The following is a 14,794-nucleotide window of genomic DNA, read 5'->3' on the forward strand; positions in this document are numbered from 1 at the left end:
CGTGTAGACCGGCTACAGAGTGACGCAGTCGCCAATCTCTGTGATTTCGAGTCGTTTCGGATACTCGAAACGCCGCGCGTGGTCGTGCAGCGCCGTCGGGTCTGCAGTCAGGCCTTTCCACATGTCCCAGTGGCTTGGCAGTAAGCGGTCGAGCTTGAGTGCGCGGGCGGCGTCGATAATCTCGTTTTCGTCTGCGTACCACTTCGTATACTTGGGCACGCGGGTCTGCTTGTCAGGAATCATCCCCGCAGAGCCAAAGGCGAGCACGCCGAGGTCGATGTCGTATTCGTTTCCAACGCGCTCTAACTTCTCGTGGGGCTTTGAGTCGCCGCCGTGGAAGAACGTCCCTGCGTCGTGGTCGATGACGTAGGAGACGGGGTGGGTCGCATCAGGGTCGTGGGCGACTTCGACGGTGATGTCGAATTCGCCAACCGTGAGCGTGTCACCTTCTGCGACCTCGTGGAACTGCTGCTGTGAGACGTCCCACGTCTCAGCCCAGCCTTCTTCCTCTGCCACCGCGAGGCTGTCGTCTGGGGCGTACATCGTCGCACCCGTGTTCGCGAGGATTGGTGCTTGGCTCTCACCATGGACGTGGTCTGAATGCTCGTGGGTACAGAGCAGCGCATCGGCCTCGACAACGTCGTCAGGGTCGAATGGAACGGGTACCATACGAAGCGTCCGGCCGGGGTCGCCCGTGCCGAGATACGGGTCGATGAAAATCGTGGTTCCCTCGTGGCCTTTGAGGATGAAGCCGTTGCAGCCGAGATACCAAATGGCGACGCCGTCTGGGTCTGCCTCCGCAACCGTCGTCGGAAGCCAGTCGCCCCAGTCTGAGTGAATCATGTGCCACACTGCGGCCACCACCCGCCTAAACGTGTCGTCTCTCCGATGGCGCGCAAATCACTGGACGGAGGAACAAAGAGGCAGGAGGTTCTCACTCACTGATAATGGTCTCTCTCCCGTTCGGGCGCTCCCTCTGGCAACTTGCCACCGTGCTTGCGGTTCTCGTCTCACTCGCTGCGGTGTGGTGGCTCGACCGCCACAACAGTCGGTGGGGCGACCCGCTTCGAAAACGTCTCGTCCTCGGCGTGCCGTGGGGCACCCTCATCGTCATCGGCGGCGTCCTCTCCGTCTACTTGTTTCTCCAGCAGGGCATCGCTGACTGGTATCGCCCGCTGGTCATTCCCTTCCGGGCGTGGTCGTATCTCTATCCGCTCGGTATCATCGCCGCGCCGTTCTCCCACGCGAGTCCCGGACACCTGATGGGCAATCTCATCGGTACGCTCGCGCTCGCACCGATTGCAGAGTACGCCTTCAGCCACTACCCCACCGAACGCGGCACGCAGACGTTCACCTCGCTTCGAACCAATCCGTTCGCGCGCATCCTCGCGTTCGTCGGCGTGGTTTTCGCCGTCGGCGTTTTCACGGGCATGTTCGCGCTCGGCCCAGTCATCGGCTTTTCGGGCGTCGTGTTCGCCTTCGCTGGCTTCGCACTCGTGCGCTATCCGCTCACCACCATCATCGCGCTCTCTGCGAGCAGCGTCATCAGCCTCGTCTACAGCGCGCTTCGCACGCCCGTCACCGAAGCGCAGGCAGGCCCGGTGTTCCAGACACCGTGGTGGGCGTCGATTGCGATTCAAGGCCACGCTCTCGGGCTGTTCGCGGGGGTCGTCCTCGGTGTGTTCCTCATCCACCGGCGCAACATCAAGCCGAACGCCTTCCGGCTCTGGCTCGGCGCGCTCCTCTTTTCGGTCGGGCAGGGCCTCTGGGCAGTGTACTGGTTTCGCGGCGCGGAAACGTTCGTCCTCTACCGGGCACTCGGCACGGCACTCGTGTTCTCACTCGCCGTCCTCATCGCCGTCGGCGTGAGCGCCTCAGACCGGCCGTTGATCCGCGCCCTCGACCTCTCGCGCTGGGAGGTGGCGTCCGGACTGCTCGTCATGTGTCTTCTCTTGCTCAGCGTCCCGACCGTCCCGGTGAACCTCACAACGGTTGACGACGCCACGGCACCCGGAATGAACGCCGTCGAGGTTCGCGACTACACCGTCTCCTACGCAGAAGACGTGCCAAACCAGATGATTCTCGCCATCAACGTGAGCGCGTTCAACGAGACGACGCGGGTGAACACCTCAGGCGTCATCGTCATCAGCGAACAGCGACACATCTGGACGACTGCGGTGACGAGCGGTCGCCTTGCGTTCTCCGGCCAAGAAACGGTCAGAGTCGGCGGCGTGGGCTGGCAAGAGACCGTCACGGTCACGCGCGACGGCTGGACGGTCGCCGGAAACTCCTCGGTGTACAAAGTCAACCTCCAACGACCCGGCGCACCGGAAGTGCTCGCATTCGTCTCTGCTGAGTCGCGCACGGCATTCACGATTTCGAACAAAAACATCTCACTCGAACCCTCACAACTCGGCTACGACGTTATCGTCACCCGGGGCAACGAAACGCTCGACCGTGGCTTGCTCCCCGCGCCGAACGAAACCGTCGCGGTCGGCGGACTCGACTTTACGCGAACTGACGACAAAATCTACGTCTCAGATAACGGCACCCGCATCCAGGTCGCCGCGCGCGAAACCTACGAAGGCTAACTACCACTCGATGCGGAACACTTCGGTGTCGAGCGTTCTCGACGCCTCCGTGTGGAAGTCGAACTGTTTTGGCATCTCGAAGGCGGCCTGAAACGCGTGGGTGACTTCGCCGCCATGGTCTTCGGCAAACGACTCGATGAACTGCTGGCTTCCGGCGTTGTGCACTGAATAGGACACGTCCGCGAGCGCGGCGGCCGTCTCTAAAAAGGCGCGGTCTGCGTGGACGTTGTCGTCCTGTGCGCCAAACGGCGGGTTCATCACGACGGTCGTCAGCTCGTCGGGACAGAGCGGCAACTGCGTGGCGTCTGCGTTCACCCACTCGATGTCGGTGCGGGTGCCGACCCGCCGTCTGTTCTCGCGAGCGGTCTGGAGGGGTTTTGGATCTACGTCTACACCCACGACGCGCGTTGGCCCCCGCAACGCCGCGGCGAGCGCGAGCATGCCAGTTCCGGTGCCCAAATCCACCACGAGGCGGTCTTCTACGTCGCCTTGCAAGTCAGCGATGTGAATGAGGTGTGCGGCAAGGTCGGGCGGCGTTCGGTACTGTTCAAGACTCGCCTTCGGTCGTTCGAATCCGGCGACGACGGCCAACTGCTGTTCGAGGGCGCGTTTGGTTCCCATTAGAGCGAAAGAGGGCCTGTCACCTCAAGGCTGATTCCTTCTCGGTCTGCGCGCTCGCGACACGCCGAGAGAGCGGGGCGCACCTTCTCCGGGTTCGCCACCGAGTCAACGCTGACGGTGAGCGTCGTCGCGCCGAGGAAGTCTGCGACGCGGACGTACTCGCGCACGCGATCGATTTCGCGCTGGGTCGCGAGCGAGCAGTCTTTCTCGAACGCCGCCGAGAGGCGCAGGCGCGAGGGGACGAAGTTGTTCTCTTTGAGTGCGCCGCGAAGCGACCGAAGGTAGTCAGAACCCGTCGAATCGAGTTCGGTCGCATCGAGGGTCACAGGGGTTGCATCGTCTGGCTCACAGCAATCGAGTGCTCGGCTGACGTCGTGGGTTGCGCTCATTGACACACCATTCCCCATAGACATACTAATAGTTTTGTGTATGCACAATAGTAATTATTTGGTGTGGTCGCCTCGGCCGATACGAGCAGAACGCTGGCCACGCATTCTACTAACTCGGCGTTCGGACGCGACAGATACACACGGCTATCTGGTCGGCTCTCGTATACTCAGCCATGACACGACACGTGAAACTGAACGACCTCGCATCGGTTCTGGACGAGTTGTCGTTCCCCCTCGAGCGCACGGCGGCGGTCGAGCAGTGTGGCGATGTCACGTTACAGCTCGCAGACGGCCGCGAGAACCTTGGGGCGCTTCTCGAACGGTCGAACGAAGACCGCTTTGAGTCCCCGGATGACCTGCTGAACGAAATTCTCTCGCTGTTACCCCAACACGCTGTGGGCGAACCCTACCAGTCGGAAGGAGAGGGATAGCCTATTCGGTCTCGACGCTTCGCACGACGCCGAGAACCTCCCAGTCGTCGTCGCCGAGTTCGTAGCGCCGAACCGTGACCGGCGACCACCCCGCTTCCTCGACGACGGCGCGAATCTCGTATCGCACGGACGAGTCGTCACGGGGACGCACTTCCAGCCGGAGGCGTTCCGTTGGGACGTAGTCGATGGGTCCGGTCGTCCCCGAGATGACCGTGCCACCGAGGAGTGCCACCCGTACGTCTGCGCCGAGCTCGAGCCCGCCAAGCTGGGCTGCCAGTGATTTCACTCGGTGGCGCGAAACGGCGTGCTCCGCTGTACCCTCTTTGAAGAACGCTGCGTCCGTGACCGGCGCTAATCCCTCTGCTTCGAGTCGCACGTTTTCTTGCTTTACGCGCATGCTCAACAGTCGTTGAATCTCGCGCAGCCGAAACCCAATCGTCCGCAGCTCCGCGTTCGACTCTGGTCGCAGTTCTCTCGACTTCGGTCCCGTCGTTCCACCCTCACTCATACCCGAAAATAGGCGATACCGGCGGATAAACGTGCGCAGCCCGCTTACCAGGTGCCGTGGAAGGTGTCGAATTCGAGTTCGTCGAGTGGCTTCTCGCCAATCGCAATCTCGTACTCACCGGGGGTGAGCATCGGCTTGTTAAAGCGCGGGCCGTCGTCGGTCGTGATGCGCGGACAGCCCGTGTTCACGTAGGCGTCGAAGCCGAAGTTGAGCAGGCGGTCTGGGGTGACTTCGTCCATCGTGATGAGGTAGGCGTTCTCGTTGTTCTCTAAGATTTCTTGGGCAATTTCCCAGCGACCCTGCCCGATTTTCGTACAGAAAATGACACCCCACGTCTCTGCGTCCATCGCCTTGTGGACGGAGGCGTAGCGCTGCTTGAGGAACTTGTCCGTGTCCGCGATGGTGACGACCATGTTGACGGGGTCTGCGATGACGACCTTTTTGTCGGGGTGTTCCATCGCAAGGCCGAGCGGGTGGAACTTGCCGCCGCCGACGTAGAGGACGTGGTCTGCGTCGATGTCTGCAGAGGCGTAGTTGCAACCGAGCACCTGCCCTTCGTGGGTGAGGCGGTCGTCGCCGCGACGGGTGTGGACGGTGAAGCCTTCGTCTTCTAAGAAGTCGCGCATCTCGTCGAAGCGGTTCATGTGCTGGGCAGTGGTAACAAGGCCAACCTCGTCGCCGTCGAGTTCGGCCAACGCCTCCTCCATGATGGGCGTGACTTCGACGTTCGAGAACAGCGGAACGTAGATGATTTTGTCAGACTCCTTCATCGGCGAGTGACCGAAGTGGACGAACACGTCGGTGCGGCGCATGAGGAAGGTATCGAGGTCGCAGGCTCCGTAACACGGCTGGCCCGAAATCATCACGGTCACGTCGTCGGGCAGGAGTTGGCGGAGGTCGTCTGCAACGGCCGGACCGCGGCGTTTGAGGCCTTCAGGGAACTGGAGACCGACTTTCTTCGCATCGCGCTCTTCGACAGATTCGATGATGCGTTCGAGTTCGTAGTCCCACTCCCGGTCGTGCTTGAGCGAAAGGCCCGTGTTTCGGAGGTCGCCCTCTGAGTACTCCGATTCGTTGGTCATTGGGCGTTCGTAGCGGCTACGGACGTTTAACAGCGACGTTTCCCCGACTGACCGTGTGTCGCTCACCCACTCGTTAGGCAGGTGTTTCCCAAAACCCGGTTGCCTGTCTGGTATCGCCATCAGTGTGATTGGGCATTCGACACGAGCGCCGACAGGAGGCTAACGCCGACGAAGCAGCCCACCGGTGAGGCCGAGTGCGACGACGCCAACGCCGACGAAAATCGGTGCGTTCCCACTCTCGCTTGCGAGCCCCAGCGGCGTGGCTGCTTCGCGGGCTTGGTGCATCAGCCACGGCGTGGTCAACGGCTTGGGGGGTTCGCGTTCGTACACATGATTCCACAGCCACTCGTCCATCGACTCACCAGCGACCGATTCGACGGTCTGTTCGAACACCTCGTAGGTGACGGTTCCGTCGTACTCGTTGAGTCGGGTGAACACATCGGCAAGCGACCGCTCGCCGTCGGTCGCGGTCTGGATGCGTTCGTCAAGAGCGGCGAGCGTGCGCATCCCTTTGGTGTACGGCACCGCCCGGTCGTCCCACGACGCAGGCTCTGCGAGGACGGCGTCTTCGTAGCCCGACTTGGTGACGAACTGTTGGGCTTCGTGTTCGCTCACGAGGCCCTGCTTTTCGGCCAGCCGAGCACCGTAGTACTCGGCCGAGGCTTCCCGCAGCCACTGCATTTCGGGAGCCAGCGTGAACGTTTGACGAGTGTGGACGTACTCGTGGAGCCAGACGTTGTTCGGCGTGTCGAGGCGCGAATCGGCGTGTACCCAGAGTTCGCGCATCCGGAGGAACGATTCACCGCCGCGTCGGGCGGGGTCCGGCAGCGCGAACAGGAGCACCGTTCCGCGTGGTTGGCCAATGTCGAGTGAAGCGCTACTCTCGCTCACTGCGTCGAGGATGTGAGTAGGGTCGGCTGCAGTCTCCGCGCCGCGTGGGATGACGAGCCGGACGGTTTCGTCGCCTGTTGTGCGCTGGTACTGGTCGTATGGGCCAAGGAGAGCGTAGCGTTTCCCGACGACACCCGGGCCGTCCGTGGCAATCGTCACGCCCGCATCGCGTTGTTCGAACGGCCTGAGCGTGTGTTCCTCGCCGTCTTCTTGCCACGTCACTTCGAGGCCGGGGACGGGACCGAGCACCCAGTCGTCAGTTTTGGTGTATTCAGGGCCGCCGGAGACGGCGTGTGAGTTCGTGACGGTGTACTCAAGGGTGAGGGTCGTGACTGCGGACGAGCCGTCCCAGCGATAGACGCGTCGCTCGCCAGTGTTCGTTTCCGTCAGTCCAGAAACCCCGACGACGTCGAACTTGGCACCCGGGTCAACCCAGAGACCCTCGGCAGCTGCCGGTTCGACGACGATGTCGTATCGTATGCCGTCGGGAGTTTTCGAACTCGTGACCGTGAGTGCAGGCGACGCCGCCGGCTGGTCGGCCACGGCTGCCATCGGTGCGAGCACTAGCAGAAGCCCTACCAACGCCACTGCCCGCACCCATGCCATTGAGACGGTCATCGACTGCGCTCACTTAATGATTGTGGCGGTCTCGTAGGGAAGTTGACTGGTTTCCCGGCGATTTTTTATGCACGGTGCCGACAGTGTTACCCAATGGCAGTCTCGTCGCTCGATTTGTTCATCGTCGCCTCGGTTGGACTCATCCTCGCGCCCGGGCCGGACACCATCTACGTCCTCACGCGCGGTGTGAGCGATGGCCCCAAAGCGGGGCTGCTCTCTGCCGCCGGTATCAGTACTGGCATCCTCGTCCACACGCTGGGGGCCGTCCTTGGGCTGTCGGTGCTCTTGCGAACCTCCGCCACCGCCTTCTCGCTGGTCAAATACGCGGGTGCGCTGTATCTCATCTACCTCGGCATCCAGACGTTCCGCGACGACGAACCGCTCACCATCGAGGATGACGACAGGGACGACCACAGCTACCTCCAAGGCGTCGCCATCAACGTTCTCAACCCGAAAGTCGCGCTGTTCTTTCTCGCCTTCCTCCCGCAGTTCGTTGACTCCGCTGGCGCGACCGGTCAGTTTCTCGTACTCGGGGGCATCTACGCCGTGTTGACGCTCACGTATCTCACGAGCGTCGCTCTCCTCTCGGGGCGGGTGCGTGCGCTGCTCGCTGCACGGCCGTCGCTCAACCGCGGGCTTCGCTGGGTCACGGGGAGTATCTTCGTCGCCCTCGGTGCACGCCTCGCCGTTGGTGACCATTTGTAGCCTCGACAACCCGAAAATGGCACTGACCGGCACTTTCAAACGTCTCGCTCACTAAGCGACGCCCATGAGTATGGAAACCGCACGACTGGAGGACATGGGCACGGAACTCGGCAAGGCAATTGCTGACTCACCGGCCTACCAGCGGTTCGAAGCGACGAAAGCAAAGGTCGAGAACTCAGAGGAAGCCCAACAGCGCGTCCAGAAGTTCGAACAGCTCCGCCAGGAGTTCATGCTGGCCCGCCAGACGGGCGAGGCGACCCAAGAAGACCTCCACAACCTCCAGAACGCACAGGCAGACCTCCACGAACTACCCGTGATGGACGAGTTCCTCACCGCACAGGCGGAACTCGACGCGAAACTCGCGGCGGTCAACGACGCCATCTCCGCGGAGCTCGCCGTCGACTTCGGCGAGAAAGCAGGCGGCTGCTGCCAGGACTGACGGCGACGAACATTTTCAGTTTTAACTGTTGTGGTGGTTCTCAGCGGATAGTGTCTGTCAGTACTCATATTCTTCTTCCAGCCATCGGTCCACATGGGGGAGACGTAACATGGAACACTGTCTGAACTGTGGGGCGGGGGTGTCGGGGCGGTTCCGTCGGGTTTTCGAGGATAACAACAATCGCGTTAGCGCGTGTCTGGAATGTGCGTCCTTCAGGGAGTTACAGGCAGGCGGTGCCGTTTCAGTCGCGCCAGTAGTTCAGCGCGGCGGACGGCAGGGGCCTCACACTACCAGTCGGTTCTTCGTAGACTGTCGTTTCTGTCAGTATCACGGCGAACTCCTGAGCGTAGCCCTTCGAAAGGTACAAACGCCCGGCTTTGGCACTAATGGGTATGGAACTGCGGGTCATCGAGAAGACGGAGAATGAACTCTCCATCGAGATTGCGGGCGAAGACCACACGTTCATGAACGTCCTGAAGGGCGCGCTCCTCGAACTCGAGGACGTGTCCGCGGCGACGTACGACATGAACCCTGAGCAGTCCGGTGGGCAAACCGACCCCATCCTCACCGTGAAAACGGTCGAAGGAGTCGACCCACTCGAAGCACTCGAACAAGGTGCCGCGCGCGTCCGTGAGAAGGCTGGTTCCTTCCGCGCCGCGTTCGAAGCCGCTCAGTAACCCGATTCTCGTTAGAGACGTACTGGAACGTCCCGTTCTGCGAGGTACTCTTTTACCTCGCGGATGGTGTACTCATCGAAGTGAAAAATAGACGCCGCGAGCGCCGCGTCCGCGTTCGCCTCGGTGAACACCTCGTAGGCGTCTTCCGGGCCACCACAGCCCGAGGAGGCGATGACGGGCGTCGAAACCGCATCACACACCGCCGAGGTAAGCGGGATGTCGTAGCCGTCTTTCGTGCCGTCGGCGTCGATGGAGTTGACGAACAACTCGCCCGCACCGCGCGATTCGGCTTCGATTGCCCACTCAACCACGTCTTTTCCCGTCCCTTCGCGCCCGCCTTTGACCGTACACTCGAACCAGCAGGACTCGCCATCGATTTCGACGTAGTGTTCGCCCTGCTCGTCGAAGCGACGCCGAGAGTCAACGCTGATGACGATACACTGGTTGCCGAATGCGGCCGCGCCCTCTTCGATGAGTTCGGGGCGTTCGAGCGCACCCGTGGTAATCGACACCTTGTCCGCTCCCGCACGGAGCGTCTCTTTGATATCGGCTTTCGTCCGGATGCCGCCGCCGACGGTCAGCGGGATGAACACCTCGTCTGCCACCCGCGAGACGGTGTCGAGCATCGTCTCACGGCCGTCGGAACTCGCGGTGATGTCGAGGAAGACAAACTCGTCTGCGCCTGCCTCGTTGTACCGCTTTGCCATCTCGACGGGGTCACCGGTGTACTTGAGGTCGGTGAAGTTGACCCCGGTATAAACTGCTGCGTTCCCGTCGTCGTCCAACGCCACGTCAATGCAGGGGATGATCCGCTTGGTGAGCATTCAGTTGGTTTCTGCTACGGAAGAACGGGGTTAGTCCCTTTCGCCTGCGGTAAGCATCCGACATAGCAAAGTACCACCGGGCAAATGTGCGGATATGGACGAGCACTCACACGACGGCGAGCACCACGAAGACGAACAAGTCGGCCGCGTCACCTCCCCAATGCAAGAGTTTTCGATGGGACAGGTCACGACGGGACTCATCGTCACCATCATCGGGCTTGCGGTCGTTTTCGGTCTCGCGTTCGCGCTGGCGTAAGTTTCACTCCCTCTCTTCTTCCGACGCTGTTGAAACCTTCAACAGCTAACACAAACGGGCTGGCAATAATGCAAAACGGAGATTCCTCAATAAACTCGGAACCAGAACTGGGTCTCCGAATGTCTTAGGGGCGCTCTTACCCGTCGGCAAGCTGTATCCCACGCGCAATAACATACATCAACACGATACCGGTGCCGACGGCTAGTATGAACTGTGTGACGACGGTAAGGAGTCCAACGAGTAGAGAGTTGCCAGCGACAAGCAGCGTAATCAAAAACATAAGAAGCGCCAACCCTCCGAATAGCACGATAAGACCAGCTAGAGGAAAGACTTCTGCGCGGATCTGACGTAGGTCTAACTCTCCCGATTCCCGGTCAATAAACGGCGGTGGCGACATACAAGTGAGATATCGAGACGAGCTTATGAATTGTTGGATTGACAATGGGATAGAGGGGCCGTACAGATTATCGCACTGCTGTGTCCGCACCCTGTATGCAGCACAACTCCTGAAACCGATCACCGATTGAGGGGTTCAGTAGAGCCATTCTTCCCCACCAACCTTGAGCGACGCCACGCTGACGCGGTAGGTTCGTAAAAAACGAAAAATCCGAGTTATTCGAGTTCGCGTTCGATGATGGCGCGCAGGTCGGCAATCGCTTCTGCTGACGCCGACAGTTCCTCGTCGTTGACCGTAAGCGAGAGCGTGCCTTCCGTCGTTGCCGTGCCGAGTTCGAACACCGGCGCGACGCCGTCGAAGGCGTCTTTTACTGCCTCGGAGTCGGTCGTCTCGATGACGGCGCGACCGGGCTGTTCGTGGAACAGGAGTTCTGCGGCGGAAGCGTCACCCGAAATCGCCACGTCAGCGCCCGATTCCTCGGTGACCATCTCGGCGAGCGTCACGGCGAGCCCGCCGTGGCTCGCGTCGTGGGCGGCGAGCGTCGTGTCTTGATTCACGACTGCGGCGAGGGTTTCCACGAACGCTGGCGCGTCTTCGGGGAGCGCCGGGAAGTCGTCCGTACCGCCGAACTGGGCGAGGAACTCAGAGCCGCCGAGGCCCGACTGTTCGCCCGCGAGGACGGAGTCACCGACGAGCAGGAGCGTGCCCTCTCCGGCGAAGAACGCGGGTGGGGCTTTGTAGCTGTCTTTCGTGCCGACCATCGCGAGCGTCGGCGTCGGTGGAATCGGCCCGGCCTGCGAATCGTTGTAGAGCGAGACGTTCCCGCCGACCACGGGTACCGAAAGGTCTGCGCACATGTCCGCGAGGCCGTCAACGATTGCCTTGAACCCGTGGTACACGTCGGGTTTTTCGGGGTTGCCGCCGTTCAGACAGTCCACCGCCGCGAGCGGCGTCGCGCCTTTCACGGCGAGGTTGGTGGCGTTTTCGAGCGCGACGGCGCGTGCGCCCTCGTACGGGTTCACACTCGTCCAGTTCGGGTCTGCGCCCGCGGTGAAGGCGAGCCCCATCTCGGCTTCGCGGATGGCGAGCACCGCGCCGTCTTGGCCCGGCCCGATTGCGGTGCGCGTCCCGACCTCGTGGTCGTACTGCCGGTACACCCAGCGCTTGCTCGCAGTGTTCGGACTGCCGACGAGCGCCTCGAAGGCGTCTGTGAGGTCCGTCTCTGGGAGGTCACGTTCGACGCCCGCTGGGGCTTCCGTTGCGAGGTCGTTCATCGGCGCGCCCTCACAGAGGAATTCGACGGGTACGTCGACGACCGTCTCGCCCTTGAAGGTGCAGATGTAGCGTCCGGAGTCGGTCACATCGCCGATGACCGAACAGCCGAGGTCGTAGCGTTCTGCGAGAGCTTCGACGCGCGCCACATTCTCAGGCGTGACTTCGTACACCATCCGCTCTTGGGATTCGGCGAGCAGGATTTCGAGGGGAACCATGTTCGGTTCGCGCTGGTGGACGGTTTCGAGTTCGAGCACCGCGCCTTTGTCGCCTTTCGCGATGAGTTCGCTGGACGCGCCGCCCAGACCCGCCGCGCCGAGGTCGCGGGCCGATTCGATTAACCCCTCGTCCAGCAGTGCTTCGTTGCACTCGATGAGAAGTTTTTCCGTGTACGGGTCGCCGACCTGCACGGCCGGGCGGTCTTCGGTTTCTGCGTCTTCAGCTAAATCTTCGGAGGCGAACGATGCACCACCTAAGCCGTCTCTGCCCGTGGAATTTCCGACGAGGACGAGTTTGTTGCCGACCGTCTGGGCTTCTGCGGTGACCATGCGATCTGCGGGCAGCAGGCCCACGCACGCGACGTTCACGAGGGGGTTGCCGACGTAGTCGTCGTGGAAGGCGACGCTTCCGGCGACGGTCGGCACGCCAATCGAGTTGCCGTAGTCGCCGATGCCCTCGACCACGCCTTCAAACAGGTAGCGCGAGTGTTCGCGGTCGAACCCGCCGAAGTAGAGGCTGTCAGCGAGCGCGATTGGGTAGGCTCCCATCGAGAGGGTGTCGCGGACGATGCCGCCAACGCCCGTCGCCGCCCCGTCGTAGGGGTCGACGTACGACGGGTGGTTGTGACTCTCGATACCCATCGTGATGTACACGTCATCGGTCAGTTTGACCACGGCGGCGTCGTCGCCGGGGCCGATGACCACCTGGTCGCCCTCGCTAGAGAACGCGCCGAGGAGGGGGCGCGACGAGCGATAGGCGCAGTGTTCACTCCAGAGATTTTCGAACAGGACTTCTTCTGCGTCAGTGGGCTCTCGCCCCAACTGCGCAACCACCAGTTCCTTGTCCGACTCGGCAAGACTCATTCACCTATCTGTTGAGATAGTCGGGGTAAAGTCCTTTTCATGTGCACGAACGTGCCCAAAATCGCCGCTCGTCGTGATGTGCCAGCGCAGGCGCTCATGATTCCGAGGCCCTTTTCAAGACTGGCGCGCTACCTCCGCTTGTGCTGTCGGTCGAGCTTCACACACACTCACAGCTTTCGTTCGACGGGCGTGATCCCGTCGACCTCCTGTTAGAACAGGCAGCAGCCGTTGGCTTGGACGCGCTCGCTATCACTGACCACGACGAGATAGACGCCAGCCTCGAAGCCGCAGAGAAGGCTCCAGAGTACGGGCTGGTTGGCATTCCCGGCATGGAAATCACGAGCGCCGCGGGCCACATCCTCGCCTTTGGCATCCAGGAGAAAATCCCGGCCTACCGGCCGTTCGACGAAACGCTCGACCGCATCCGCGAGCAGGGCGGCCTCGCGGTCATCCCCCACCCGTTCCAGAAATCACGGAGCGGCGTCGCCCCGCACATCACTACCGACCAGCTTGCGAGCGCGGACGCCATCGAGGTGTACAACTCGCGGCTCCTCACCGGTCGTGCAAATCGGAAGGCAGAGCGCTTCGCCCGCGCTCGCGGCCTCCCGATGACCGCCGGAAGCGACGCCCACATCAGCGAGATGGTCGGGCAGGCGGTCACCGAAATCGACGCAGAAGACCGGAGCGTCCCCGCCATTCTCGACGCCATTCGCGACGGGCACACGAGCGTCGTTGGCCAGCGCACCCCGTGGCACATCAGCTTCGCACAGGCCGCCGGTGGCGCGAAACGCCGCGTGAAAAACCGGCTGTCCTCGATGCTGGATTGATGGACGGCGCAGCCCCGGCCACCGTCCGCCGGGCGCTCGATTCACGAGAGGCTCTCCCCGGAACCGGGGGCTTCGCGGGCGAACTCTCTGGCGCGCTCGTCCGCGACGTGCTCGGGCGCTATCCAATTTTCTCGGAACCTGAAGACCCGACGACGTGGAGTTTCGACCACCGCGACCTTACAAATCCACGTCTCGTCCCAGCAGGCTGTCGGCGAACCGAAGCCGGTGACGAGCAGGTCTGGACGGTTCCCGAACTACCACTGTTTTCCTCTCCAACAGAAGCAATCAAATCGGTCAGAGCCGCAGTCGAAGGGCAACTTTCTCCCCTCCCGGAAGACACGCCCGTCGCCTTCTCTGGCGGCGTCGATTCGGCTGCCCTCGGTGCGTATCTCGACGGCCCGCTCTACGTGACCGGCTTCCCCGGGAGCCACGACATCGAGGCCGCCCAATCAGCCGCACGATTGCTCGGCAAAGACCTCACCGTCATCGAGGTGTCCCACGACGTGCTCGAAGCAGCAATCCCAGAAGTCGCGCGGGCGACTGGTCGAACCAACGCAATGGACGTGGGCATCGCCCTGCCGCTCTATCTCACCGCGAAACGCGCCGCCGCAGACGGCTACGACACGCTCGCGGTGGGACAGGGCGCAGACGAGCTGTTCGGCGGCTACGAGAAAATTACTCGTGCGCCCGACGACCACCGCGTCGCGGCAGACACCGTTCGCGGCGCGGCCCGCGAAGTGATTGCGACGCTCGCAGACCAACTTCCTCGTGACGTGCTCGCGCTCCGTGCCGCGGGCGTCGAACCGGTCGCACCCCTCCTTCACGACGACGTGGTCGAAGCGAGCCTCCGGCTGCCAGAAAATCTCCTCGTGAGTCCGCGTGGCGAGCGCAAATTCGCGTTCCGCATGGCCGTCCGAGAGTGGACACCAGACCCCATCGCCTTCCGCGAGAAGAAGGCGGTACAGTACGGCAGTCTCATCGCCCGCGAACTCGACCGCCTCGCGCGACAGGCGGGCTACAAAAAACGGATGGACGACCACGTCGGCCAGTACATCGCGTCTTTGCTTGAATAACTCCTAATCTGTCTACTCAGATTGAGCACATTGGCGACATTAAAACACAAATTCCGGGTAGTACAGCATGGAATACCAATAGATACAACAGTATCCCGACCAAAATTCCAA

General features: G+C 61.9%; 17 protein-coding genes. 9 read left to right on the forward strand and 8 right to left on the reverse strand.

Annotation, left to right across the window (positions count from 1 at the left end; translation table 11 throughout):
- Window positions 1–12: 12 nt before the first annotated feature.
- Entirely contained in the window at window positions 13–843 is an 831-nt protein-coding gene (locus tag V5N13_RS00170) for an MBL fold metallo-hydrolase (RefSeq protein ID WP_336359108.1), read from the reverse strand.
- A 104-nt stretch (window positions 844–947) separates the two neighbouring features.
- Between V5N13_RS00170 and V5N13_RS00175 the strand changes: the two genes are divergently transcribed.
- Complete coding sequence (locus V5N13_RS00175; protein ID WP_336359109.1) at window positions 948–2,591, forward strand: rhomboid family intramembrane serine protease; 1,644 nt, start codon at window positions 948–950, stop codon at window positions 2,589–2,591.
- On the opposite strand, the gene V5N13_RS00180 is transcribed toward V5N13_RS00175, so the two are convergent.
- Both V5N13_RS00180 and V5N13_RS00185 read right to left on the reverse strand, forming a co-directional pair.
- Window positions 2,592–3,212: an METTL5 family protein gene (locus tag V5N13_RS00180; RefSeq protein WP_336359110.1), complete on the reverse strand. Its 621-nt coding sequence runs from the start codon at window positions 3,210–3,212 to the stop codon at window positions 2,592–2,594.
- Entirely contained in the window at window positions 3,212–3,601 is a 390-nt protein-coding gene (locus V5N13_RS00185; RefSeq protein WP_336359111.1) for a hypothetical protein, read from the reverse strand. Before V5N13_RS00185 ends, V5N13_RS00180 begins: the two co-directional genes overlap by 1 nt.
- 173 nt (window positions 3,602–3,774) lie before the next feature.
- Here V5N13_RS00185 and V5N13_RS00190 point away from each other — a divergent pair, with 173 nt between their 5' ends.
- Entirely contained in the window at window positions 3,775–4,032 is a 258-nt protein-coding gene (locus tag V5N13_RS00190; protein WP_336359112.1) for a DUF5789 family protein, read from the forward strand.
- A 1-nt stretch (window position 4,033) separates the two neighbouring features.
- Here V5N13_RS00190 and V5N13_RS00195 read toward each other — a convergent pair whose 3' ends face one another.
- From V5N13_RS00195 to V5N13_RS00205, 3 genes are all read right to left on the reverse strand, one after another.
- Window positions 4,034–4,540 (reverse strand): hypothetical protein, encoded by a 507-nt coding sequence (locus V5N13_RS00195; protein ID WP_336359113.1) that lies wholly within the window; start codon window positions 4,538–4,540, stop codon window positions 4,034–4,036.
- 44 nt (window positions 4,541–4,584) lie between these two features.
- Window positions 4,585–5,622 (reverse strand): diphthamide biosynthesis enzyme Dph2, encoded by a 1,038-nt coding sequence (gene dph2 / locus V5N13_RS00200; protein ID WP_336359114.1) that lies wholly within the window; start codon window positions 5,620–5,622, stop codon window positions 4,585–4,587.
- Between the two features lie 159 nt (window positions 5,623–5,781).
- Complete coding sequence (locus tag V5N13_RS00205) at window positions 5,782–7,119, reverse strand: hypothetical protein (protein ID WP_336359115.1); 1,338 nt, start codon at window positions 7,117–7,119, stop codon at window positions 5,782–5,784.
- A 105-nt stretch (window positions 7,120–7,224) separates the two neighbouring features.
- On the opposite strand from V5N13_RS00205, the gene V5N13_RS00210 reads away from it, so the two are divergent.
- From V5N13_RS00210 to V5N13_RS00220, 4 genes are all read left to right on the forward strand, one after another.
- On the forward strand, window positions 7,225–7,836 hold the full coding sequence (locus tag V5N13_RS00210; protein ID WP_336359116.1) for a LysE family translocator: 612 nt from the start codon (window positions 7,225–7,227) through the stop codon (window positions 7,834–7,836).
- Between the two features lie 64 nt (window positions 7,837–7,900).
- Window positions 7,901–8,275 (forward strand): YlbF family regulator, encoded by a 375-nt coding sequence (locus tag V5N13_RS00215; protein WP_336359117.1) that lies wholly within the window; start codon window positions 7,901–7,903, stop codon window positions 8,273–8,275.
- 109 nt (window positions 8,276–8,384) lie between these two features.
- Window positions 8,385–8,702 (forward strand): DUF7563 family protein, encoded by a 318-nt coding sequence (locus tag V5N13_RS17135; RefSeq protein WP_442905052.1) that lies wholly within the window; start codon window positions 8,385–8,387, stop codon window positions 8,700–8,702.
- Window positions 8,668–8,952 (forward strand): DNA-directed RNA polymerase subunit L, encoded by a 285-nt coding sequence (locus V5N13_RS00220; protein WP_332898806.1) that lies wholly within the window; start codon window positions 8,668–8,670, stop codon window positions 8,950–8,952. Before V5N13_RS17135 ends, V5N13_RS00220 begins: the two co-directional genes overlap by 35 nt.
- Window positions 8,953–8,963: 11 nt before the next feature.
- Here V5N13_RS00220 and hisF read toward each other — a convergent pair whose 3' ends face one another.
- Window positions 8,964–9,776, reverse strand: a complete 813-nt coding sequence (hisF, locus tag V5N13_RS00225; protein ID WP_332898807.1) for an imidazole glycerol phosphate synthase subunit HisF — start codon at window positions 9,774–9,776, stop codon at window positions 8,964–8,966.
- A gap of 94 nt (window positions 9,777–9,870) precedes the next feature.
- Between hisF and V5N13_RS00230 the strand changes: the two genes are divergently transcribed.
- Window positions 9,871–10,032, forward strand: coding sequence for a DUF7550 family protein (locus V5N13_RS00230; RefSeq protein ID WP_336359118.1), 162 nt, complete (start codon window positions 9,871–9,873; stop codon window positions 10,030–10,032).
- Window positions 10,033–10,644: 612 nt separating this feature from the next.
- Here V5N13_RS00230 and purL read toward each other — a convergent pair.
- Window positions 10,645–12,783, reverse strand: a complete 2,139-nt coding sequence (gene purL / locus V5N13_RS00235; RefSeq protein ID WP_336359119.1) for a phosphoribosylformylglycinamidine synthase subunit PurL — start codon at window positions 12,781–12,783, stop codon at window positions 10,645–10,647.
- A 140-nt stretch (window positions 12,784–12,923) separates the two neighbouring features.
- Here purL and V5N13_RS00240 point away from each other — a divergent pair, with 140 nt between their 5' ends.
- Together V5N13_RS00240 and V5N13_RS00245 are read left to right on the forward strand one after the other, a co-directional pair.
- The gene (locus tag V5N13_RS00240) at window positions 12,924–13,610 is read left to right on the forward strand and encodes a PHP domain-containing protein (protein WP_336359120.1); all 687 of its coding nucleotides are present in this window, start codon (window positions 12,924–12,926) and stop codon (window positions 13,608–13,610) included.
- Entirely contained in the window at window positions 13,610–14,683 is a 1,074-nt protein-coding gene (locus V5N13_RS00245; RefSeq protein ID WP_336359121.1) for an asparagine synthase C-terminal domain-containing protein, read from the forward strand. The genes V5N13_RS00240 and V5N13_RS00245 overlap by 1 nt, the downstream gene beginning before the upstream one ends.
- Window positions 14,684–14,794: the final 111 nt, after the last annotated feature.

The organism is Haladaptatus sp. ZSTT2, assembly GCF_037081775.1.
In the GTDB taxonomy this organism is placed as follows: Archaea; Halobacteriota; Halobacteria; order Halobacteriales; family Halococcaceae; genus QDMS2.